The following is a 21,719-nucleotide window of genomic DNA, read 5'->3' as shown; positions in this document are numbered from 1 at the left end:
GGAAGCGTGCGCGATCGTGAGAGCGGCGGGAGACCGCGAGCCGTAAAACCACGGGCACCGCGAAAACCACGGGCCGCGGTGAGAGCGGCGGGAGACCGCGGGCCGGTCCGCGGCCTCCCGCCGGGCGGCGCCGGTCGCCGTCAGGCGCCGGAGCCGGTGTCGATGTCCCCCTCGGGCGCGGTGGCCGGGCCCGGGGACGCGCCGGGGTCGGTCTCGGGGGCCGTCTCGGCGGGGGCGGCCTTGGCCAGGGCGGCGGCCTCGTCGAGCAGGCGCTCCAGCCTCGGGCCGTTGAGCCTCTGGAACTTGCGGTGCGGGCGGTTGCGGTCGAGCACCGCCACCTCCAGCTGGCCGACCGGGGGACGCTCGCCGCCCGGCTCGGTCAGCGCCGTCAGCGCCGTCTCCAGCGCCTCGGCCAGCCCCATGCCGTCGCGGTAGCGCTCCTTGAGCCGGGTCAGGACGGCCTCGGCCTGGCCGCCCATCGCGGCCGTGCCGTGCTCGTCGAAGACCGAGCCGTCGAAGGTCAGCCGGTAGATCGCGTCGGCCTCGGGGGTCTCGCCGACCTCGGCGACGACGACCTCCACCTCCATCGACTTGATCGACTCGGTGAAGATCTGCCCGAGGTTCTGCGCGTAGAGGTTGGCCAGGCCGCGGGCGGTGACGTCGGAGCGGTCGTAGGTGTAGCCGTTGATGTCGGCGTAGCGGATGCCGCCCAGCCGCAGCGCCTCGAACTCGTTGTAGCGGCCGACCGCGGCGAAGCCGATCCGGTCGTAGATCTCACTGATCTTGTGCAGCGCCCGGGAGGGGTTGGGGGCGACGAACAGGATGCCGTGCTCGTACTGGAGCACGACCACGCTGCGGCCGCGCGCGATGCCCTTGCGCGCGTAGTCCGCCTTGTCCCGCATGATCTGCTCAGGGGACGCATATCCAAAAGGCATGGACACCGGGGTGGTCTTCCTCTCGTGTTAGCGCAGCGGGGCGATGGGACCGTCGGGGTTGGTCATCCGGCCGTCCACCGTCGTCCGCACGTGTTCGGCGACCTCCTCGTCGGACAGCCGGCGGAACCCGTCGGCGTCGATCACGGCGACCACCGGCCAGATCCTGCGGGTCACGTCGGGCCCGCCGGTCGCCGAGTCGTCGTCGGCCGCGTCGTAGAGGGTCTGGATGAGCATCAGCACGGTGTCCTCGGCCGAGGCCCCCTCGCGGTAGAGCTTCTTCAGAGCGCCCCGCGCGAAGATCGAGCCGGAGCCGATCGCGTGGTGGTTGAACTGTTCGTAGGGGCCGCCGCCGACGTCGTAGCCGAAGATCCGGCCGCCGTCGGTGTCGGGGTCGTAGGCGGCGAACAGCGGCACCACGACCAGCCCCTGCATCGCCATCGCGAGGTTGCCGCGGATCATGGTGGCCAGCCGGTTGGCCTTGCCCGCCACCGAGAGCGTGCGGCCCTCCATCTTCTCGTAGTGCTCCAGCTCCACCCGGAAGAGGCGGGCCATCTCGATGCCGGTGCTCGCCGCCCCGGCGATGCCCATGCACGAGTGGTCGTCGGTGCGGAAGACCTTCTCGATGTCCCGCTGGGAGATGATGTTGCCCGAGGTCGCCCGGCGGTCGCCGGCCATCACCACGCCCCCCGCGCAGGTGGCCGCGACGATCGTGGTTGCGTGCGGAATCATGTCGCCGACCGGGGTCGCCAGCGTGTCGTTCCGGCCGGGGAGCAACTCCGGCGCGTAGGACCCGACGAACTCGGTGAACGAGGAGTTGCCGGTGTTCGTGAAGATATGACTCACCATGCCGGCGGGCAGGTCCCTGTGCGATGCCACGCGACTCCCTCCAAAGGTGCATTCCTTTAAGGTCCGACCCTACTCACGTTGTCGTGGTGCATGCACTTCCCCGACTCAGCTCACCGCGAACCACCCCCGGCCGGATCCTCGGATCTTTACTCGCGGGTACGCCCGTGTAATTGTCGAGTTGTCGTGACATGCCTCACCCTCCTGAGGGGGTCGCTGTGAGACTCTCCCCCCGTCCCGCCCTGGCCGCGACTCTGATGGGGGCCGTCCTGGCCGTGGCCTCCTGCGGGTCCGACACCCCCGCCGAGGGCGGCTCCGTCACCCTCACCATCACCGCCAACGCGATCTCGGGCGGGAAGAACTCGGCGAGCGCCGACTGGATCAAGCAGTGGGTGATCCCCCGGTTCGAGGCCGCGCAGAAGGCCGCCGGGCGGGACGTGCGGGTGCTGTTCCAGCCCAACGGCGTCGACGACGAGCAGTACAAGACGAAGGTCGCACTGGACCTGAAGTCGAAGACCGGCGCCGACGTGATCGACCTCGACGGGATCTGGGTGGGCGAGTTCGCCCAGGCCGGCTACATCAAGCCGCTCAGCGAGGTGGGCGGGTCCGCGGTGGACGCCTGGGAGGGCTGGAACCAGATCCCGCAGGCCGTCCAGGGGCTGGGCATCTTCGACGGCAAGAAGTACGGCCTGCCGCAGGGCACCGACGGGCGGGTCCTGTACTACAACAAGACGCTGTTCGCCAAGGCGGGGCTGCCCGCGACCTGGCAGCCCGAGAGCTGGCAGGAGATCGTCGACGCGGGCGAGGCGCTGAAGAAGCTGCCCGGCGTGACGCCGCTGCAGATCAACGCCGGCACCGCGATGGGTGAGGCGACCACGATGCAGGGCGCGCTGCCGCTGCTGGTGGGCACCGGCACCGAGATCTACTCGGGCGGCAAGTGGACCGGCGCCTCCCAGGGCGTCAAGGAGATGCTGGACTTCTACCGGAAGGTCTACGCCGGCGGTCTGGGCGACCCGAAGCTCCAGCAGGAGGCCAAGGGCCGCGACAAGTCCTTCGCCGAGTTCGCCGAGGGGAGGATCGGCATCCTGGCCGAGGGCGACTACTTCTGGCGGTCGGTGGTCGAGCCGACGGCGGGCGTGGCGCCGATGCCCGACCGGGACAAGGTCGTCGGCTACGCCAAGATCCCGGCCAGGGAGCCGGGCACCGGGGTGCGCGGGCAGGACTTCGTCAGCATGTCCGGCGGGGCCGTACGCGTGCTGAACCCCTTCTCCGAGAACCCCGGACCGGCCTGGGAGCTGCTGTCGTTCATGCACTCGGCCGAGGCGGTCGAGGCCGAGCTCGCCGGAGCGGCCCGCGTCACCTCTCGCACCGACGTCAACGAGAAGGTCCTGGCGGGCGACCCGATGCTGAAGTTCATCGCCGAGGAGATCCTGCCCATCACCGCCTACCGCCCCGGCCTGGCCGTCTACCCCCAGGTCTCCACCGCCCTGCAGGAGGCCACCGCCGCCGTCGTCTCCGGCACCCCTCCCGAGGAGGCCGCCGACGCCTACCGCACCAAGGTGGAGGGAATCGTCGGTGGCCCCGGCAACGTCTCCAACTGACCCGCCCCGCCGTACCGGCGGGCGCGCAGCGTCGCCGTGAACACAGACGCGGCAGGGCTCGGGCGGGGGCGTGCGGTCACCTTCGTGTTGCCGGCGCTCGTGCTCATCGGGGTGTTCCTGGTCTTCCCCGCGTTGTGGACGGTCTATCTGGGGCTCACCGACTATCGCCTGACCGGGTTGGCCGCCGCGGACCCGCAGGTGGTGGGGGCCGGCAACTACACCGCGGCGCTCGGCGACGAGAGGTTCCAGCGCTCGCTGTGGCTGAGCGTGCAGTACGTGCTGGGCTCGGCGATCATCGGGCAGGCGGGGCTGGGGTTCGCAATCGCGTGGACGATGCGCGGGCGGCGGGGCCCGGTGCGGCGGATCGTCGAGGGGCTGGTGCTGCTGTCGTGGATCCTGCCGAGCTCGGTGGTGGCGTTCCTGTGGATCGCCCTGCTGGACCGTGACGGCGGCACCCTCAACGTCCTGCTGGGCACCCCCGGCGCCGCCTGGCTGCTCGACCATCCCATGCTGTCGATCATCGTGTTCAACACCTGGCGCGGCACCGCGTTCTCGATGATGCTCTACGCCGCCGCGCTGGAGAACGTGCCCCCCTCGCACCTGGAGACCGCCCGCCTGGCCGGGGCCTCCACCTTCCAGCAGCTGCGCGACGTCGTCCTGCCCAGGATCAAGGGCCACATCCTGACCAACATGCTGCTGATCAGCCTGTGGACCTTCAACGACTTCACGCCGTTCCTCATCACCGCGGGCGGGCCCGAGGGGCGTTCGGAGATCCTGCCGTTCTACGTCTACACCACGGCCCTGCGCGGCGGGCAGCTCGGCTTCGGCGCCGCCGTCTCCTTCCTCATCCTCCTGATCAACCTCGTCTTCGCCCTGGCCTACCTGCGCCTGCTGCGCAACCGCGACCGCGACCTGCGGGAGGCCGTCGCGTGAACGCCGTCCGCCACGTCCTCGGCCGCCTCGCCTCGGCCGCCTTCCTCGCCCTCGTCGTCGGCTTCTTCGCGCTGCCCATGCTCTGGCTGGCCACGGCGCCCTTCGACGCCACCCCCTCCATCACCGTCTCCGTGCCCGAGTTCACCCTCGCCAACTTCCGCGCCATCCTCGACAACCCCTACGCGCTGGGCTCCATCGGCAACTCCCTCATCCAGGCCGGCGGCGCGGCGGTCATCGTGGTCGTCCTGGCCGCGCTGGCCGCCTACGCGCTGTCGCGCGTGCGGGTGCCCGGCCGCGACGCCCTGCTGTACGTGCTGCTCCTGCTGTCGTCGGTGGTCACCGGCACCGCCGCGATGGTGCCGATCTTCGAGCTGGCCACCCGCCTCAACCTGGTCGACACCCACATCGGCGTCATCCTCGTCGTGTCGGGCGGGCTGCTCCCCGCGGCGATCTTCATCCTGAAGGACTTCATGGACGCCACGCCCACCTCCTACGAGGAGTCCGCCCGGGTGTTCGGCGCCTCACCGCTGCAGATCCTGCGGCACATCGTGGTCCCGGTGGTCCGGCCCGGCCTGGCCACGATCGCCGTGTGGGCCATGGCCAGCGTCTGGGGCGGCTTCCTGATGCAGTACATCCTGCTGCGCGACCCGGCCAAGTCCCCCAGCGCGGTGATCCTCTACACCCTCTACACCGAGGGCGGCCAGCCCAACCTCGACCTCATCTCCACGTTCTCGTTGCTCTACTCGCTGCCCGTGGTCCTGATGTACCTGTTCGTCAGCGGCCGGTACGGCTTCCGCTTCCACGGAGGGATCAAGCAGTGACCATCTCCCTGCGCGGCCTGACCAAGGTCTTCCCCGGCGGGGTCCGGGCGCTGGACTCCCTGGACCTGGACATCGGCGAGGGCGAGTTCTTCGCCCTGCTGGGACCGTCGGGCTGCGGCAAGACCACGCTGCTGCGCACCATCGCCGGCCTGGAGACGCCCACCTCCGGCACCGTCGCCATCGGCGGCGCCGACGTCACCGCGCTGCCGCCCGGCCGCCGCGACGTGGCCATGGTCTTCCAGGACTACGCGCTGTTCCCGCACATGGACGTCACCGCCAACATCGCCTACCCGCTGCGGATCAAGAAGGTGCCGCGGGCCCGGCGCGAGGCCGCGGCGGCGGAGGTGGCCGGCCGCCTCAGCCTGTCGGAGCTGCTCGGCCGCCGCCCCGCGCAGCTGTCCGGCGGGCAGCAGCAGCGGGTCGCCCTGGCCCGCGCCATCGCCTGCCGCCCCCAGGTGTTCCTGTTCGACGAGCCGCTGTCCAACCTCGACGCCCGGCTGCGGCTGGAGGCCCGCACCTTCCTCAAGCGCCTGCAGGACGACCTCGGCGTCACCACCGTCTTCGTCACCCACGACCAGAGCGAGGCGCTGGCCCTGGCCCACCGGATCGCCGTCATGGACGCCGGGCGGATCGCCCAGGTGGGCACCCCCGCGGAGATCTTCCGCCGGCCCGCCACCACCTTCGTCGCCTCCTTCATCGGCTCCACCCCGATGAACCTCCTGCCCGGCCGGGTCGCCGGCGGGACCCTGCGCGTCGCCGGGGCCGTCCTGCCCGCCCCGTCCGGCCTGCCCGACGGAGAGGAGATCGTCTACGGCGTCCGCCCGGAGTACGCCGAACTGTCGCCCATCCCCCGCGACGACGCCTTCGCCGGCGCCGTCACCGTCCTGGAGAACCTCGGCACCTCCACCCTCGTCACCCTGGAGGGCGGCGGACAGGACGGGGACCTGCTCGTCCAGGTCGTCGTCCCCGAGGGGGAGGAACCCCCCGTGGGCACCTCCGCCTGGGCCGTCCCGCACACCGGCCGCGCGCTGGTCTACCACGGCGACCGGCTGGCCGGGCCCGGGTGAGGGCGGCGCACCGCGCCGGACCCCGGACCCTGGAGGACCGCCCCGTAGAAAGACGGCGCACCGCGCCGGACCCCGGACCCTGGAGGACCGCCCCGTATGAAGGTGACGCGCCGCACCGGAACCTGGACCCTGCGGGACCGGCTGTCCGAACCGGTCCGCCAGATCCCCTTCGAGCTGCCCGCCGGGACGCGCGCCTTCACCGTCCGGCTGGCCTACGACCGCTCGGCCGGCGTGCTGGACCTGGGCTGCATGGGGCCCTCGGGCTTCCGCGGCTGGTCCGGCGGCGCCCGGTCCGAGTACACGATCACCCCCACCTGGGCCACCCCCGGCTATCTGCCGGGCGAACCCGAGCCCGGCCTCTGGCACGTCATGCTGGGCCTGTACCGCGTCCCGCCCGGCGGCCTGCCGTACCGGCTGCGGATCATCCCGCATCCCTCGCCGCCGGCCGTCCCGCGCCACGGCCGGCGCGGCCTGCGGCCCCCTCCCCCGCCGCCCCGCGCGCCCGCCGCGGTCAGGCGCGGCCTGCCCTCCCTGGGCGGGCTGCGCTGGCTGGCCGGGGACCTGCACACCCACACCGTGCACTCCGACGGCTCCCTCACCGTCGCCGAGCTGGCCTGCCTGGCCGCCGACCGGGGGCTGGACTTCCTGGCCGTCACCGACCACAACACCGTCAGCCACCACGCGGAGCTGCCCGCCGCGGCCGCCTACGCCGCCATCACCCTCATCCCCGGCCAGGAGATCACCACCGACCTCGGCCACGCCAACGCCTTCGGTCACCTGGGCTGGATCGACTTCCGTCAGCCGCCCGGCGCGTGGGCGTCCGCCGTACGGGAAGGAGGCGGAGTGATGTCGGTCAACCATCCCGTCGCCGCCGACTGCTCCTGGCGCCATCCCATGATCGAGCGGCCCGCCGTCGTCGAGACGTGGCACTGGAGCTGGCTCGACCGCACCTGGGGCGCGCCCCTGGCCTGGACCGGCGCCTGGACGCCCGAGCCCGTGATGATCGGCGGCAGCGACTACCACCGGCCCGAGGAGGGCCACCCGCCGGGCGAGCCGACCACCTGGATCCTCGGCGGCGCCGACCCCCTGGAAGGGCTGCGCGCCGGCACCGCCGCCGTCTCGACCGGCCCCGACGGGCCGCTCCTGCTGCGCCACGGCGAGGAGTTCCTCGTGCTGGACGCCGACGGGCTGATCCTGTGGGGCCCGGAGACCCGCCGGGTGATCGTCGGCGACCGGCTCGTCCTGCCCGCCCGGCCGGGACCGCACCGGCTGGAGACCTTCCGCAACGAGGTGGTGGCGCTGTGCGCGTGAACGTCGCGGTGGCCGGGCTGGGCGTGGCCGCCCAGGTCATGTACCTGCCGCTGCTGGCCAGGCGGCCGGAGCTGTTCGAGATCACCGCCGTGTGCGACCTCGACCCCGCCCGGGCCGACCTGGCCGCGCGCCGGACCGGGGCGCGCGCCTTCACCGACCCGTGGGCCATGCTCGGCCACGGCGGGTTCGACGCGCTCGTCGTGCTCACCGCCGGATCCCACGGCGCGCTCGTCGCCGCCGCGCTCTCCTCCGGGCACGCCGTCCTGTGCGAGAAGCCGCTGGCCTACAGCCGCGCCGAGGTCGCCGGGCTGGACCACGCGGACCGGCTGATGGTCGGCTACATGAAGCAGTACGACCCGGCCGTCCGGCGGGCCGTCGCCCTCCTGGACGGGCGGGCGATCCGCCACTTCGACGTCACCGTCCTGCACCCCACCGGCGAGTCCCAGCTCGCCTTCGCCCGGGTACTGCCCTCCCGGCCCTCCGCCGAGGCGCTGGAGCCGTGGCTGCGGGCCGACGAGGAGGCGCTCGACACCGCCCTCGGCCCCGCCGCGCCCGCGCCGTGGCGGTCGCTGTACGCCGACGTCGTGCTCGGCAGTCTCTGCCACGACCTGGCGCTCATGCGGACCTTCGCCGGCCCGCCCGCCACCGTCGAGCACGCCGCCGTCTGGGAAGGCCCCTCCATCGAGGCCGCCGGCGCGCTGGAGCACGGCCGATACGGCCTGCGCTGGCACTATCTGCCCGGCCACCCCGCCTACCGCGAGACCGTCGCGGTCCACCACGAGGACGGCTCCCTGGAGCTCGTCTTCCCCTCCCCCTACCTGCTGAACGCCCCCACCGTCCTGACCGCCGCCTCCCCCTCCGGCGCGGGCGAGACCAGGGCGGTCTTCCGCGACGTGTCCGAGGCCTTCGAGCTGCAGCTGGAGGCCTTCCACGCCCTGGTGACCGAGGGCACGCCCCCGCTCACCGGGCTCGGCGGCGCCCTCGCCGATATCGTGACCGCGCAGGCAATCATCAGAGCGGCAGCCGGAAACGCCATCGGAGGCGAAGCCAATGACGCATGACGCCGCCGGGCCCCGCGGCACTTCCCATGACGTCCCCCGTGACATCGTCGTCGTCCCGCACACCCACTGGGACCGCGAGTGGTACCTGCCCTTCCAGCGCTTCCGGCTGGGCCTGGTGCGCATGCTCGACGAGGTCCTCGACACCATGGCCGCCGACCCCGGCTACCGCTTCACCATGGACGGCCAGCTCGCCGCCCTGGAGGACTATCTGGAGATCCGGCCCGAGCGGCTGCCCCGGGTCGGGGAGCTGGTCGCCGAGGGCCGCCTGGCCGCCGGGCCCTGGCTCATCCTCGCCGACGAGTTCCTGTGCGCCGGGGAGACCCTCATCCGCAACCTGGAGTACGGCATGCGGGGGGCTCAGGCCCTGGGCGGCGCGATGCGCGTCGGCTATCTGCCCGACCAGTTCGGCCACTGCGCCCAGATGCCGCAGATCCTGCGCCTGGCCGGGCTGGAGCACGCCTGCCTGTGGCGCGGCGTGCCCGCCCGCGTCGACCGCGACGCCTTCGCCTGGACCGGCGCCGACGGCAGCGTCGTCCGCACCCAGTACCTGCCCGGCGGGTACGGCAACGCCGTCGCCCTGTTCAGCGGCCCCGCCGAGGCGCTGGGCGACCGGCTGGCGGCCTTCACCGAGACCATGCGCCCGTGGCGGCCCGACGGTCCCCTGCTGGCGATGTACGGCGCCGACCACAGCGCCCCGGCCGCCGACATCACCGCCGCCGGGCTGCGCCTGGCCACCCTCGGCGAGTACGTCACGGCGCAGGATCCCTCCGTCGCGGGCCTGCCCGTCGTGGAGGGCGAGCTGCGCTCCCACGCCCGCGCCAACATCCTGCCCGGCGTCATCTCCGCCCGCATCCCCGCCAAGCGGGCCATGGCCCGCGCCGAACGCGTCGTGACCCGCTACGCCGAGCCGCTCACCGCCCGCTGGCTGCCCGGCGACACCGCCGCCGCCAAGCTCCTCGACATGGCCTGGCGCCGCCTGATCGCCTGCAGCGGCCACGACTCCATCACCGGCTGCGGCGCCGACGAGACCGCCCAGCAGGTCGCCGCCCGCATCGCCGAGGCCGAGCAGATCGGCCAGGCCGTCGTGGACATGGTCAGCGCGTCCCTGGCCGACGGCGCCGGCCGCGGCGACCTCGTCGTGGTCAACCCCTCCCCCTTCACCCGGACGTCCCTGGTCCTGGCCGACCTGCCCGAGAGCCGTGCCCGCCTGCTGGACGCCGAGGGCCGGCCGGCGCCGCTGCAGCGGCTCGAACTCGCCCCGACCCTGCTCGACGAGAGCGTCATGGACGACCTCACCCGGCTCCTCGGCCGGATCCACGAGCGCGAGCTGTTCGGCCAGGAGATCGTCTCCTGGGAGGTCTCCGAGGACGGCCGCGGCAACGTCTTCACCGTCGTGGTCGGCCGCCACGCCACCACCGGGTACGACTACGCCGACCTGCGCCGAGCCGTCGTGGCCGCCGCCGGGCACCCCGGCCCGTGGACCGTCCGGACCCGGGCCGAGAGCGTCGTGACCGTCGCCGCTCTGGTCACCGTCCCCCCGCTGGGCCGCAGCGTGCTCACCTCCGCGCCCCCGGTCGCCGGGGAGTCCGGCGAGGCCGTGCGATTCCCCGAGAGCGCGGAACCCCGGGAGCCCGCGCCCGCGGAGCACCTGCCGGCGGGCCCGCGCGCCGCGCGTCCCACGGAGCGCATCCCCCCTGCGGCCGCGGCCGGCGGGCCCGTGCTCGACAACGGCCTGCTGCGCGTCACCGTCGAGGCCGACGGCACCCTCTCACTCGTCTCCGCCACCGGGGCGCGGGCCCGCGGCGCCGGTCGGATCGTCGACGGCGGCGACGTCGGGGACACCTACAACTACGCGCCTCCCGGCCGTGACCTGCTGGTCGGCACGCCCCTGTCCGTCGAGGTCGAGAGCGTGCACTCCGGGCCCCTGGTGTCGGTGCTGGAGATCCTGCGCACCTACCGCTGGCCCGCCTGCGAGGCCCCGGGAACCCGCTCCGGCGACACCGAGGCCGTCGTCGTCGCCACCCGCGCCGAGCTTCGCGCCGGCGAGCCGTACCTGCGCCTGGAGGTCTCCTTCGACAACCGCGTCCGTGACCACCGCGTCCGCTGGCACGCGCCGCTGCCCGGGCCCGCCCCGGAGTCGTTCTCCGAGGGACAGCTCGCGGTCGTCCGGCGCGGCACGGCCGGCGAGGGCGGCTGCGGCGAGGAGCCGCTGCCCACCTTCCCGGCCGAGGGCTTCGTCGCGGCCGGAGGACTGGCCGTCCTGCTCGACCAGGTCACCGAGTACGAGCTGACCGGCGGGGAGCTCGCCCTGACGCTGATGCGCTCGGTGGGCCACCTGTCCAGGAACCGCAACGCCTATCGTGACGAGCCCGCGGGTCCCCAGCTGCCCACCCCTGCCGCCCAGTGCCCCGGCCCCGCCGTGATGCGCTTCGCCGTGCTCCCCCTGGCCGGGACCTGGGACGAGGCCGGGCTGCCGCGCCTGGCCGAGCAGTACCGTCACGAACTGCTCGCCGTACCGGGCTCGGGCCGCACGCCCTCCCCAGGCGAGGACGCGCCGCCCGCCTTCCACGCCTCCGGAGCCCCGCTGGAGATCGAGGGCACGGGTGTTGTCATGGCGGCCCTGCGCGAGCGGGACGGCGTGCTGGAGATCCGTCTGGCGGCCGAGCATCCCGCCGCCACCGAGGCCGTCATCCGCGGGCCCTTCACCGCCGCCCGCCGCGCCGACCTGCTCGGCGTGGCGGGCGAACGGCTGGAGGTCGCCGGCGGCGCCGTACGGCTGCCGCTACGCCCCTTCGAGATCGCGACCGTCCACCTTCACCCCGGCGGGTGAGGGCGGCGCCGCGCTGCGCGAGTCAGACCTCTGCCGTCACTGCCCGCCCTTCTGGATGTAGGACCTGACGAACTCCTCGGCGTTCTCCTCGAGGACCTCGTCGATCTCGTCCAGGATCGCGTCCACGTCGTCCGACAGCTTCTCGTGGCGCTCCTGGACGTCGGTGGACTCCGCGGCCGCGGTCTCCTCGACCTCCTTGTCGGTCCGGCCGGTCTGCTTCTGCCCGCCGGTGTCCTTGCTCGCCATCTGTGGCACCTCCGCCTGGGGGACGTCTGTACTTCATATCTTCCCCGAACCGGGGGACATTTCGCGCGGATCGCTCCACGACCTTCGACCTCCCGCCTCGGGTGCTGCCCAGACAACCTCCCCACGCCCTCGGGGGGCAAATCCATTCTCTTGACTGGATAGCAGAACTATCCAATAATTGGGCAGCGACGCTATCCAATTGGGAGGCCAACCATGTCCCCGTCGTCCCTGAGCACCGCCGGTGTGCTGTTGATCACCGTGCCGGCCGTCGCCTTCGGCGGCGTCTCGCTTCTGGCGCACATCATGCGCTCCATCCCCGGCTACCTCGACAACCCCGTACGCCGGGGGCTGTGGCGGGCCGGGCACGCCCACGCGGGCGTGCTGGTGCTGTTCGCGCTCGTCGCGCTGCTCTACATCGACCAGGCGGACCTGTCCGACGGCCTGAAGAGCCTGACCAGGGTGCTGATCGTGGCGGCCCCGATCCTGATGCCGCTGGGGTTCTTCCTGTCGGTCGTCCGGCCCTCCGACACCAAGCCGAGCAAATTGATCTGGCTGGTGCCCCTGGGCGGGGCGTGCCTGGCGGCCGGAACCCTGCTGCTCGGGCTGGGTCTCGTGTGAGGCTCTTTACAACGTAGATTCATACCTGTTCGGCAGGTTATGTCCGCCACGGACCGTTCCAAGTAGGTCTCCACTCCCGATTGCTGAGATCATGCCGGGGTGAGCACCATCGTCGACGATCGCTACCAGCTCCTCGCGCCCGTGGGCAAAGGCGCGACCGGCGTCGTGTGGCGGGCCTACGACCTGTTACTCGAGCGCGACGTGGCCCTGAAGGAGATCGCCCTGCCCCCGGGACCCGAGGCGGCCGAGCGGCGCCGCAAGGTGGTGCGGGAGGCCAGGATGGCGGCCCGGCTCAGCCACCGGGGCATCGTGACGGTGCACAACCTGGCCGAGGAGTCCGAGCGGCTCTGGATCGTCATGGAGTTCCTGGAGGCGCTCACCCTGCACGACACCCTGGTGCAGGCGGGCCCGCTCCCCGTCGACCTGGTGGCCAAACTGGGCCGGCGCCTGCTGGAGGCACTGCGCCACGCGCACGCCGGCGGAGTGGTCCACCGCGACATCAAGCCCGCCAACATCATGCTGACCGGCGACCGGGTGGTGCTGGCGGACTTCGGTTTCGCCGCCTTCGAGAACGCCGCGACGACGTCGATGCGCGGCACTCCGGCCTTCATCGCCCCGGAGGTCCTGCAGGGCCGGGGCGGGACCCGCGAGGCCGACATGTGGTCGTTCGGGGCGACGCTGTACATGGCGGTGGAGGGCAGGACCCCGTTCAGGACCGTCGACTCGATGGCCGCCCTGGTGGAGGCGCTGCGGGAGCCCCCGCGCACGCCGCGCCGGGCGGGCGCCCTGGAGCCGGTGCTGCTGGGCCTGCTGCGCAAGGATCCGGCCGCCCGGCTGAGCTCCGAGCAGACGCACGCGATGCTCATGAATGTGCGCAGGCACAGCGCCGCATAGCCGTTCCGCTGCGGCGGCCCCGATTCCGGGAGCGCTTCTTTCTGGATCAAGAAAGGGAAACAATACTCCATTCACGAACGCGCCCGAATTGTTATGCGCAATGCGCAGAGCGGACGCGTCAATCGCGCTTCGGGATGAAAACATGAATCACTGAGGGGCCCGGTCTCTACGTGAAAACAGGTGGTTCATGGGGACGGAAACGGGAAAGCCTCGACCTCTCGGGGGGCGTTACCAACTGCTTTCACCGACCGGCAGGGACGGTGTGGGCATCATGTGGCGCGCGCACGACCTGCGGCTGCGCCGGGACGTGGCGGTCAAGGAGATCCAGCCGCCTTTCCGCGCCGACGGCGCCGATCTCGAGGAGGCGCGGCGGCGCGCGTTGCGGGAGGCGCGCTCGGCGGGGCGGCTGAGCCATCCGGCGGTCATCTCGGTGCACGATCTCCTGGAGGAGAACGGCCGGCTCTGGATCGTGATGGAACTGCTGGAGGCCCTCACTCTTGAGGAGACGGTCGGGCACCTGGGCCACCTGCCGATCCACTGGACGGCCTGGATCGGTTTCCAGCTGCTCTCGGGGCTGCGGCACGCGCACGGGGCGGGGGTCCTGCACCGTGACATCAATCCCGGCAACATCCTGCTGACGGGCGACCGGGTGGTGCTGTCGGACTTCGGCATCGCGGCGCTGGGCGGGGACCCGGCCATGTCCACGACGGTGCCGATCGGCTGCGCCCCGGCCTACGTCGCGCCGGAGCGGCTGCGCGGCGGCCGGGCCGACCCCGCGACGGATCTGTGGTCGTTCGGGGCGAGCCTGTACTTCGCGGTGGAGGGCCGCCCGCCGTACCCGGGATCGGACACGCTGACGGTGCTGGGCAGGGCGATGAGCGGCGAGCCCGACCCGCCGGTGAAGGCGGGACCGCTGCGCCGGGTCCTGGAGGGACTGCTGCGGCGCGACCCGGCCGAGCGCCTCTCCGCCGGCCGGGCGGCGCGGATGCTCTCGGAGATCCTCCGGTTGGAGGGCGTGACGGTGGCGCCGCCCTCCCTGCCGGGGCAGAGATTCCCGCCCGGCGCCTTCACCCGCTAGGCCCCTTTACACCGTAGATCGGGGAAAACCCCTCAGAACCCTCTCCCGGCCGCCGATGGACACCGGAGACATCGAATCGACCGGGAGAGGAGTCCAGGCATGAATGTCGGCCGGCACGAGCGCGCCGCCGCGTCGCGCGGCTTCATGGCCGCAGTCATGGCGCAACCGCTCCCGCGCGTCACCGCCGCGCTGGCCGTGTTCGGCGCGGGGTGGTTCGTCTTCAACGTCGGATCCCCCTCGGGGGCTCCCCTCGTCGCCTGGGCGCTGTCGGCGCTCTGCTGCTCGCTGGCCGCGCTCGCCTGCGTGCGCGTCGCCCGTTTCCCCGATCTGGCCGCGCCGACGCGGATGTTCTGGCGGCACTTCGCCGTCACCCTGACCGTCGCCGTGCTCGCACTGGCCAGCAACGCCTATGACGCGCTCGCCGGACCGCAGGCGCCCACCCAGCGCGTCAGCGGGCTGACCACGGCGCTGTACCTGACCGCCGTGACGGTCTTCCTGTGGGCGCTGCTGCGGCTGCCCGTGACCCGGCGCTCGCGTGAGGCCTGGCTGACCCTGGGCCTGGACGCCGGTGTCGTGGTCCTGGCCGCCGGGCTGTTCGCCTGGTACTTCATGTTGCGCGGCTCCTCGGAACTGGCTCTCACCACGGGTTCGGACCTGACCGCGGTGGCGATCATCACGCTGGGCGGCATCGACATCCTCGCCGCCGTCAAGCTGGCGCTGACCGGCACCGGCCCGATGGACCGCGGCGTCCTGTGGATCATGGGGCTGGCGGTCCTGGTGGGCGCCGGCGGCGGAGCCCTCATGCCGCTGATGCAGGCCAGCCCGCATATCACCACGACCCACCTCAGCATCCCGATCATCGCCTTCCTCGTCGCCGTGGCGGCCGAGCGGCAGCTGCGCGCCTCGGGCACGGGCACCGCCCGCCGCGCGGCCCGCCGCCGCCCGTTCAGCCTGCTGCCGTACGCCGCGATCGCGGCGACCGACGTCCTGCTGCTGGTCTCGACCTGGAACGCGGGCCAGGAGATCCGCCTGGTCGTGGCCGGCTCGATCGCCCTGACCGGGCTGGTGGTGGTACGCCAGATCACGGCGTTCTACGACAACGCCAGCCTGCTGGCCCGGCTGGACGCCAGCATGCTGGAGCTGAGCCGGCACGAGCAGCGGTTCCGCTCGCTCGTGCAGAACTCCTCCGACGTCATCACGGTCACGGCCATGGACGGGACCTACACCTACATCAGCCCGAGCTTCGAAAGCGTCCTGGGCCATCCGGCCGATTTCTACATCGGCCGGACGCTGCGGGAGTTCACCCACCCGCAGGACCTGCCGATCCTGCAGGACATGCGCGACCGCCTCGCCCGCGACCCCGGCCTCACGGTCACCTGCCAGGCGCGCATGCGCCACGTGGACGGGAGCTGGCGCTGGCTGGAGGTCGTCGCCACCAACCGGGTGGACGACCCCAGCGTCCAGGGCATCGTGGGCAACACCCGCGACATCACCGAGACCAGGCGCGCCCAGGACGAGCTGGCCCACCAGGCCACCCACGACGCGCTGACCCGGCTCGCCAACCGGACCCTGTTCACCCGGCGGGCCGCAGAGGCCCTGGCCGAGGCCGGGACCCGTGGCGTCGCCCTGGCGCTGGTCGACCTCGACGACTTCAAGGCGATCAACGACCGGCTCGGGCACGCGGTCGGCGACGCCCTGCTGACGGTCGTCGCCGACCGGCTGCGCCGGTGCGTACGGCCCGGCGACACGGTGGCCCGGCTCGGCGGCGACGAGTTCGCCGTCCTGCTGCGCGACGCCTCCCCGCAGGAGACCTGCCGCGTCGCCGGGGAGATCCTCGCGACGCTCCGCACGCCCATCAGCGCCCAGGGGCACGACATGCTCGTGCAGGCCAGCATCGGGCTGGTCGACGGCGCCGAGGGCATGGACGCCAGCGAGCTGCTGCGCCGCGCCGACGTGGCCATGTACGCCGCCAAGGAGCAGGGCAAGAGCCGCTCGGTCCGCTACTCGGCGGACATGGACGACCGGGCCGCCGAGGACGCCCGGCTGGGCGCCGACCTGCTGCAGGCGATGCTCTCGCAGGACCAGCTGTTCCTGCTGTACCAGCCGGTGGTCCGGCTGCCCCACGGCGACATCGCCGGCGTGGAGGCGCTGATCCGCTGGCGCCATCCGGAGCGAGGGCTGGTCTCCCCCGTGGAGTTCATCCCCGTCGCCGAGCGCAACGGGATGATCGTCCAGCTCGGCGACTGGGTGCTGCGCGAGGCGTGCCGTCAGATGGCCGAGTGGCGGCGGCTGCACGGCGACGGCGCGCCCTCGCGGGTGGGCGTCAACGTCTCGGCCCGGCAGCTGCGCGAGCCGGCGTTCGCCCGGACCGTGGCCGACGTGCTGGCCGAGACCGGGCTGCGCCCGGACGACCTGCTGGTGGAGATCACCGAGACGGCCGTGTTCGACGACGGCCCCGCGGTGGAGACGGTGGCCGCCATCCAGGCCCTCGGCGTCGCCATCGCCCTGGACGACTTCGGCACCGGGCACTCCTCGCTCGGCCTGCTGCGCACCTGCCCGGTCGACGTCCTGAAGGTGGACAAGCTGTTCGTCGAGGAGGTCACCGGCACGGCCGAGCAGGCGGCGATCGCCACCTCGCTGGCGCAGATCGCCCAGGCGCTGGGGCTGCGCGCCGTGGCCGAGGGCGTGGAGACCCCCGCGCAGGCCATGCGGCTGTACCAGATGGGCTACCGCCTGGCGCAGGGGTACCACTTCTCCCGGCCGCTGTCGGCCGAGGACCTGGGCGGTCTGCTGGCCGCCGAGGGCCGCGATCCCGACACGTGGGAGCCGCCCGCCCTGGCCGGCTGACGGCCCGGCCCATCGGCCGGCCGGGGCGGGCCGATGGGCCGGGCCTGCCGGTGGCGGGCCGCGGCGGACACCGGCCCGTCAGCGGCGGTCGCGGTGGACCGGCCCGCCGGCGGCGGCCGCGGTGAACCTGGCCGCCAGGTGCGGGCTGCCCGCCCAGTGCAGGTGCAGGTAGGAGGCGGTGACCCCGCCCTCGGCGAACCCGTCGGCGCCCGAACGCCAGCGGAACAGCGGCCGGTCGGGCGCGGGCCGGACGGCGGTGCGGTGGAACTCGTGCCCCCGGTAGCGCTCGCCGTCCCTGGTGAGCACCGAGTCCCGTACGGCCACCGCGTCGCGGTAGCCCAGGGTGAGCGTGCCCGTCATCCCGGCCTCGATGCCGAGGATCCCGCACATCGGCCGGCCGTCCAGCGTCCGCGCGAGATAGAGCAGGCCGGCGCACTCCGCCGAGATCGGTCCCCCGAACGCGGCGACCTCTTTGCGCAGCGGCTCGTTGGCGGACAGCTCCGTCGCGTACACCTCGGGGAACCCGCCCCCGATGACGATCCCCCGGGTCCCCTCGGGCAGGGCCTCGTCGGTGAGCGGGTCGAAGGTGACGACCTCGGCCCCGGCCGCGCTCAGCAGTTCGGCCTGCTCGGTGTAACCGAAGGTGAAGGCGGGACCGGCGGCCACGGCGATCCTGGTCCCCTCGGGGACGGAGGGCCCGGCCGCGGCGCCGGGATCCCGCGGGTCGGGCGTCCACGGGCGGGCGGCCAGGGGCGGCGCCGTGCGCGCGAGCCGCAGGAGCCCCTCCAGGTCGCAGGAGGAGGCGACGAGGTCCTCGGCGGCCTTCATGGTCTCCCGCGCCAGGGCGCGGCGCTCGGCGACGGGCACCAGGCCGAGATGACGGGAGGGCGTGGCGACGGCGTCGGTGCGGCGGATCGCGCCCAGGACCGGGACGCCGCTCTCGGCCAGGGCCTCGCGCAGGAGATCCTCGTGGCGTTCGGAGCCGACCCGGTTGAGGATCACCCCGCCGAACCTGAGCCGGGTGTCGTAGGAGGCGAACCCGTGGACCAGGGCCGCCACCGAGCGGCTCTGCCTGGCCGCGTCGACGACCAGGACGACCGGGGCCTGCAACAGCCGGGCCACGTGCGCGGTTGAGGCGAACTCGCCGGCGCCGGCGCCGTCGTACAGACCCATGACGCCTTCGACCACGGCGATGTCCGCCCCGGCCGCGCCGTGCAGGAACAGCGGAGCGACGAGGTCCTCCCCCACCAGCCACGGGTCGAGGTTGCGCCCCGGGCGGCCGGTGGCCAGGGCGTGGTAGCCGGGGTCGATGTAGTCGGGCCCGACCTTGTGCGGGGACACCGCCAGCCCGCGCCCGGCCAGCGCGGCCATGAGCCCGGTCGCGACGGTGGTCTTACCCGCCCCCGAAGCCGGAGCCGCGATCACCAGCCTCGGCACCGAGGCGCTCATCCGCCCGCCTCTCCCGCACCCGGCGCCGCCGTACGGCGGGACGGGGTCACCACTCGATGCCCTTCTGACCCTTCTGGCCGGCGTCCATGGGGTGCTTGACCTTGCCCATCTCGGTGACGAGGTCGGCGGCCTCGATCAGGCGCGGGTGCGCGTCGCGGCCGGTGATGACGACGTGCTGGTTGCCGGGGCGCGCCGTGAGGGCGGCGACCACGTCCTCGACGTCGATCCAGCCCCACTTCAGCGGGTAGGTGAACTCGTCCAGCACGTACAGCCGGAAGGTCTCGGCGGCCAGGTCGCGCTTGATCTGCTCCCAGCCCTCGCGCGCGTCGGCGGCGTGGTCGGCCTCGCTGCCGGGGCGCTGGATCCAGGACCAGCCCTCCCCCATCTTGTGCCACGACACCGCCCCGCCCTGGCCCGACTCGCCGAGGACGCGCAGCGCCCGTTCCTCGCCGACCCGCCACTTGGCGGACTTGACGAACTGGAACACCCCGATGGGCCAGCCCTGGTTCCACGCGCGCATGGCCAGGCCGAAGGCCGCGGTGGACTTGCCCTTGCCGGGGCCGGTGTGCACCATCAGCAGCGGCCGGGTACGGCGCTGCCGGGTGGTCAGGCCGTCCTCGGGCACCACGGCCGGTTTCCCCTGCGGCATGTTCATGCCCCCTTCCGCATGCTCACCGCATGCCGGTGTCTGCTCGGTACGTGCTCACGCGGCGGTCCGCCGTTCGCGGATCATCCCGGCGAGATCGGTGAGGTCGTCGAGGCGCACGGTCTCGGCGCCCATCCGGCGGGCCAGGGAGCGGGCCAGGCCGAGGCGGACGTGCCCGCCCTCGCAGTCGACCACCACGCTCGTCACCCCGGCCAGCAGCCCGGCCGCGCGGTGGGCCTCCCCGACGGTGCCGGAGGTGGCCCGGCCGTCGGTGACCACGACCAGCAGCGGCCGCCGGACCGGGTCGCGCAGGCGTTCCACGCGGAGCACGTCGGCGGCGCGCAGGAGCCCGGCGGCCAGCGGGGTGCGCCCGCCGGTGGGCAGCTCGCGCAGCCTGGCGGCGCCGGCCTCGACCGAGGAGGTCGGCGGCAGGACGAGGTCGGCGCGGGCGCCCCGGAAGGTGATGAGGCCGACCTTGTCGCGGCGCTGGTAGGCGTCGAGCAGGAGGCTGAGCACGGCCGCCTTGACGGCGCGCATGCGCTGCCGGGCGGCCATCGAGCCGCTGGCGTCCACGACGAAGAGCACCAGGTTGCCCTCGCGTCCCTCCCGTACGGCCTCGCGCAGGTCGCCGCGGTTCAGCAGCAGGCCCGGCCCGTTCCTGCCGCGTTCCCGCTGGTACGGCGCGGCGGCCAGGACGGTCGCGGTGAGGTGGACCGAGCCGGGACGGCCCTGGGGGACGCGGGCGCCGGTGGTACGGCCGAGCGGGGTCCGGGCCCGGGACCTGCGGCCGGGGGCCCCGGCGCCGATCCCCGGCACGGTGAACAACCGGGTCCGGCGGGACGCCTCGACGTCGGCGCCGGAGACCCGCCCCTCGCCCGCCGGGGACCCGCCGTCGAGTCCCTCACCCGCCGCCCCGCCGGGACGGACGCGCCCGCCCCCCCGGCGGACACCGTCTCCGCCCGGCGGGCACCCGTCCGGCCGGACGCCGTCCCCTCCGGACTCCTCGGGCCGGTCACGCCACCAGTCCTCTTCCCGCGCACCGCTCCCGTCCGGCCGGGTACGCCACCGGCCCTCCTCGCGCGAGCCGTCTCCGTCCGGCGAGTGCGCGTCCGGCCGGGCGCCGGCTTCGCCGGACCCGTCACCCCGGGCATCGTCCCGGCCGGAGCCGTCGGGCCGGGTGCCGTTTCGGCCGGACTCGTCGGCGCGGGCCCCGTTCCGGCCGGGACCGTCCGGCAGGTGGCCTTCGGAGCCGGGGCCGTCTCCGTCCGGGGAGGGGCCGTCCGGGCCCGGGGTGCCGGGGCCGGGGTCGTCGTCCTCGGGGTCGTCGGGGACCTGGGCCAGCAGGTCGTCGAGCCGGGACTCGTCCAGGCCGGGGGCGTCGAAGGGGTCCCTGCGGCGGCGGTGCGGCAGGGCGAGTCTGGCGGCCTCGCGGACGTCCTCGGCGGTGACCCGGGTACGGCCCCGCCAGGCGGCGTGGGCGATGGCCGCGTTCGCGGTGATCAGGTCCGCGCGCAGGCCGTCCACGTCGAATCCGGCGCAGACCGTGGCGATGCGCCGCAGCGCGGAGTCCGGCAGGACCACCTCGGCGACCCGGGCGCGGGCCTCGGCGATCCGGGTCGCCAGCTCCGCCTCCCCGCTCGCCCAGTCCGCGGCGAAGGCGGCCGGGTCCGTCTCGAAGGCCAGGCGCCGCCGTACCACCTCGGCCCGCTCGGCCGGGTCCCGCGAGGCCCTGACCTCCACGGTGAGCCCGAAGCGGTCGAGCAGCTGCGGGCGCAGCTCCCCCTCCTCCGGGTTCATGGTGCCCACCAGCATGAACCGGGCGGCGTGCCGCACCGAGACGCCCTCGCGCTCGACGTAGCAGGTGCCCAGGGCGGCCGCGTCCAGGAGCAGGTCGACGAGGTGGTCGTGCAGCAGGTTGACCTCGTCGACGTACAGGACGCCGCGGTGGGCCGCGGCCAGGAGACCGGGCTCGAACGCCTTCACGCCCTCGGTCAGGGCGCGCTCGATGTCGAGCGAACCCGCCAGGCGGTCCTCGGAGGCGCCCACGGGCAGCTCGACCAGCCGGGCGGGCCGAACGGCCGCCGCCCCGGTCCGGTGCGGCCCGTCCCCGTGGGGTCCGTCCTCGTGCGGCCCGTCCGGGCATCCGGGGTCGGGCGCGGCCGGGTCGCAGGAGAACCGGCAGCCGCGCACGACCCCGACCGGCGGCAGCAGCGCGGCCAGCGCCCGCACGATCGTGGACTTGGCGGTGCCCTTCTCGCCGCGGACCAGCACGCCGCCCGCGCGCGGGGAGACCGCGTTGAGGATCAGGGCGAGCTTGAGGTCGTCGAGGCCCACGACCGCGGTGAAGGGATAGCGCGCGTCCCGCGCCGGGGCGGCCGCCGTCACCGGGGCCGCCGTGGAGGTGTCGCGCACCGTCGGGTTCTCCTTGAGGTTCATGGTCCGGCGAGGTTCATGGTCCGGCGAGGTTCATGGTCCGGCGAGATTCACGGCCTGGAGAGATTCACAGTCCGGATTCACAGTCCGGCGAGGTTCACGGTCG

General features: G+C 73.6%; 17 protein-coding genes. 11 read left to right on the top strand and 6 right to left on the bottom strand.

Annotated elements, in window-relative coordinates:
• Positions 1 to 140: 140 nt before the first annotated feature.
• Both prcA and prcB read right to left on the bottom strand, forming a co-directional pair.
• Positions 141 to 935, bottom strand: coding sequence for a proteasome subunit alpha (prcA, locus tag Pta02_RS10295; RefSeq protein ID WP_203874498.1), 795 nt, complete (start codon positions 933 to 935; stop codon positions 141 to 143).
• Between the two features lie 27 nt (positions 936 to 962).
• A complete protein-coding gene (prcB, locus tag Pta02_RS10290) occupies positions 963 to 1,811 on the bottom strand; it encodes a proteasome subunit beta (protein ID WP_373872358.1) in 849 nt (282 codons plus the stop codon).
• Between the two features lie 185 nt (positions 1,812 to 1,996).
• Between prcB and Pta02_RS10285 the strand changes: the two genes are divergently transcribed.
• The 7 genes from Pta02_RS10285 to Pta02_RS10255 all read left to right on the top strand — a co-directional run bounded on the left by Pta02_RS10285 (position 1,997) and on the right by Pta02_RS10255 (position 11,402).
• The gene (locus Pta02_RS10285; RefSeq protein WP_203874497.1) at positions 1,997 to 3,379 is read left to right on the top strand and encodes an extracellular solute-binding protein; all 1,383 of its coding nucleotides are present in this window, start codon (positions 1,997 to 1,999) and stop codon (positions 3,377 to 3,379) included.
• Positions 3,380 to 3,463: 84 nt separating this feature from the next.
• Positions 3,464 to 4,312 carry a carbohydrate ABC transporter permease gene (locus Pta02_RS10280; RefSeq protein WP_239130067.1) on the top strand — a complete coding sequence of 283 codons (849 nt, stop codon included), beginning with the start codon at positions 3,464 to 3,466 and terminating at the stop codon, positions 4,310 to 4,312.
• The gene (locus Pta02_RS10275; protein ID WP_203874495.1) at positions 4,309 to 5,133 is read left to right on the top strand and encodes a carbohydrate ABC transporter permease; all 825 of its coding nucleotides are present in this window, start codon (positions 4,309 to 4,311) and stop codon (positions 5,131 to 5,133) included. The genes Pta02_RS10280 and Pta02_RS10275 overlap by 4 nt, the downstream gene beginning before the upstream one ends.
• Positions 5,130 to 6,200, top strand: a complete 1,071-nt coding sequence (locus Pta02_RS10270) for an ABC transporter ATP-binding protein (RefSeq protein WP_203874494.1) — start codon at positions 5,130 to 5,132, stop codon at positions 6,198 to 6,200. Before Pta02_RS10275 ends, Pta02_RS10270 begins: the two co-directional genes overlap by 4 nt.
• A gap of 96 nt (positions 6,201 to 6,296) precedes the next feature.
• Entirely contained in the window at positions 6,297 to 7,511 is a 1,215-nt protein-coding gene (locus Pta02_RS10265) for a CehA/McbA family metallohydrolase (RefSeq protein ID WP_203874493.1), read from the top strand.
• A complete protein-coding gene (locus Pta02_RS10260) occupies positions 7,502 to 8,572 on the top strand; it encodes a Gfo/Idh/MocA family protein (RefSeq protein WP_239130065.1) in 1,071 nt (356 codons plus the stop codon). Before Pta02_RS10265 ends, Pta02_RS10260 begins: the two co-directional genes overlap by 10 nt.
• The gene (locus Pta02_RS10255; protein WP_203874492.1) at positions 8,562 to 11,402 is read left to right on the top strand and encodes a glycoside hydrolase family 38 N-terminal domain-containing protein; all 2,841 of its coding nucleotides are present in this window, start codon (positions 8,562 to 8,564) and stop codon (positions 11,400 to 11,402) included. The genes Pta02_RS10260 and Pta02_RS10255 overlap by 11 nt, the downstream gene beginning before the upstream one ends.
• Positions 11,403 to 11,438: 36 nt before the next feature.
• Here the strand turns inward: Pta02_RS10255 and Pta02_RS10250 are convergent, their stop codons facing one another.
• Positions 11,439 to 11,648: a ubiquitin-like protein Pup gene (locus tag Pta02_RS10250; protein WP_203874491.1), complete on the bottom strand. Its 210-nt coding sequence runs from the start codon at positions 11,646 to 11,648 to the stop codon at positions 11,439 to 11,441.
• Positions 11,649 to 11,861: 213 nt separating this feature from the next.
• On the opposite strand from Pta02_RS10250, the gene Pta02_RS10245 reads away from it, so the two are divergent.
• The 4 genes from Pta02_RS10245 to Pta02_RS10230 all read left to right on the top strand — a co-directional run bounded on the left by Pta02_RS10245 (position 11,862) and on the right by Pta02_RS10230 (position 17,085).
• Positions 11,862 to 12,266 (top strand): hypothetical protein, encoded by a 405-nt coding sequence (locus Pta02_RS10245; protein WP_203874490.1) that lies wholly within the window; start codon positions 11,862 to 11,864, stop codon positions 12,264 to 12,266.
• 99 nt (positions 12,267 to 12,365) lie between these two features.
• A complete protein-coding gene (locus Pta02_RS10240) occupies positions 12,366 to 13,160 on the top strand; it encodes a serine/threonine-protein kinase (protein ID WP_203874489.1) in 795 nt (264 codons plus the stop codon).
• A 187-nt stretch (positions 13,161 to 13,347) separates the two neighbouring features.
• On the top strand, positions 13,348 to 14,238 hold the full coding sequence (locus tag Pta02_RS10235; RefSeq protein WP_203874488.1) for a serine/threonine-protein kinase: 891 nt from the start codon (positions 13,348 to 13,350) through the stop codon (positions 14,236 to 14,238).
• A 99-nt stretch (positions 14,239 to 14,337) separates the two neighbouring features.
• Positions 14,338 to 17,085, top strand: a complete 2,748-nt coding sequence (locus Pta02_RS10230; RefSeq protein WP_203874487.1) for a putative bifunctional diguanylate cyclase/phosphodiesterase — start codon at positions 14,338 to 14,340, stop codon at positions 17,083 to 17,085.
• 78 nt (positions 17,086 to 17,163) lie between these two features.
• On the opposite strand, the gene Pta02_RS10225 is transcribed toward Pta02_RS10230, so the two are convergent.
• Genes Pta02_RS10225 through Pta02_RS10215 form a run of 3 tightly spaced genes read right to left on the bottom strand, consistent with a single transcriptional unit; the run spans position 17,164 to position 21,616 of the window.
• Positions 17,164 to 18,534: a cobyrinic acid a,c-diamide synthase CobB gene (locus Pta02_RS10225; protein ID WP_203874486.1), complete on the bottom strand. Its 1,371-nt coding sequence runs from the start codon at positions 18,532 to 18,534 to the stop codon at positions 17,164 to 17,166.
• Between the two features lie 46 nt (positions 18,535 to 18,580).
• Positions 18,581 to 19,183, bottom strand: coding sequence for a cob(I)yrinic acid a,c-diamide adenosyltransferase (gene cobO, locus Pta02_RS10220; RefSeq protein WP_203874506.1), 603 nt, complete (start codon positions 19,181 to 19,183; stop codon positions 18,581 to 18,583).
• Positions 19,184 to 19,237: 54 nt separating this feature from the next.
• Positions 19,238 to 21,616 (bottom strand): magnesium chelatase subunit D family protein, encoded by a 2,379-nt coding sequence (locus tag Pta02_RS10215; protein ID WP_203874485.1) that lies wholly within the window; start codon positions 21,614 to 21,616, stop codon positions 19,238 to 19,240.
• Positions 21,617 to 21,719: the final 103 nt, after the last annotated feature.

It is taken from the genome of Paraplanobispora takensis (assembly GCF_016863195.1).
Lineage (GTDB): Bacteria > Actinomycetota > Actinomycetes > Streptosporangiales > Streptosporangiaceae > Planobispora > Planobispora takensis.
Note: the sequence above shows the minus strand (reverse complement) of the source record. Positions and strands in the feature narration are given on the sequence as shown.

Coding starts and splice junctions, on each gene's coding strand:
- Pta02_RS10225 (WP_203874486.1), bottom strand. CDS start 18,534: ATGAGCGCCTCGGTGCCGAGGCTGGTGATCGCGGCTCCGGCTTCGGGG.
- Pta02_RS10235 (WP_203874488.1), top strand. CDS start 13,348: ATGGGGACGGAAACGGGAAAGCCTCGACCTCTCGGGGGGCGTTACCAA.
- Pta02_RS10250 (WP_203874491.1), bottom strand. CDS start 11,648: ATGGCGAGCAAGGACACCGGCGGGCAGAAGCAGACCGGCCGGACCGAC.
- prcA (WP_203874498.1), bottom strand. CDS start 935: ATGCCTTTTGGATATGCGTCCCCTGAGCAGATCATGCGGGACAAGGCG.
- Pta02_RS10245 (WP_203874490.1), top strand. CDS start 11,862: ATGTCCCCGTCGTCCCTGAGCACCGCCGGTGTGCTGTTGATCACCGTG.
- Pta02_RS10265 (WP_203874493.1), top strand. CDS start 6,297: ATGAAGGTGACGCGCCGCACCGGAACCTGGACCCTGCGGGACCGGCTG.
- Pta02_RS10230 (WP_203874487.1), top strand. CDS start 14,338: ATGAATGTCGGCCGGCACGAGCGCGCCGCCGCGTCGCGCGGCTTCATG.
- cobO (WP_203874506.1), bottom strand. CDS start 19,183: ATGCCGCAGGGGAAACCGGCCGTGGTGCCCGAGGACGGCCTGACCACC.
- Pta02_RS10255 (WP_203874492.1), top strand. CDS start 8,562: ATGACGCATGACGCCGCCGGGCCCCGCGGCACTTCCCATGACGTCCCC.
- Pta02_RS10215 (WP_203874485.1), bottom strand. CDS start 21,616: ATGAACCTCAAGGAGAACCCGACGGTGCGCGACACCTCCACGGCGGCC.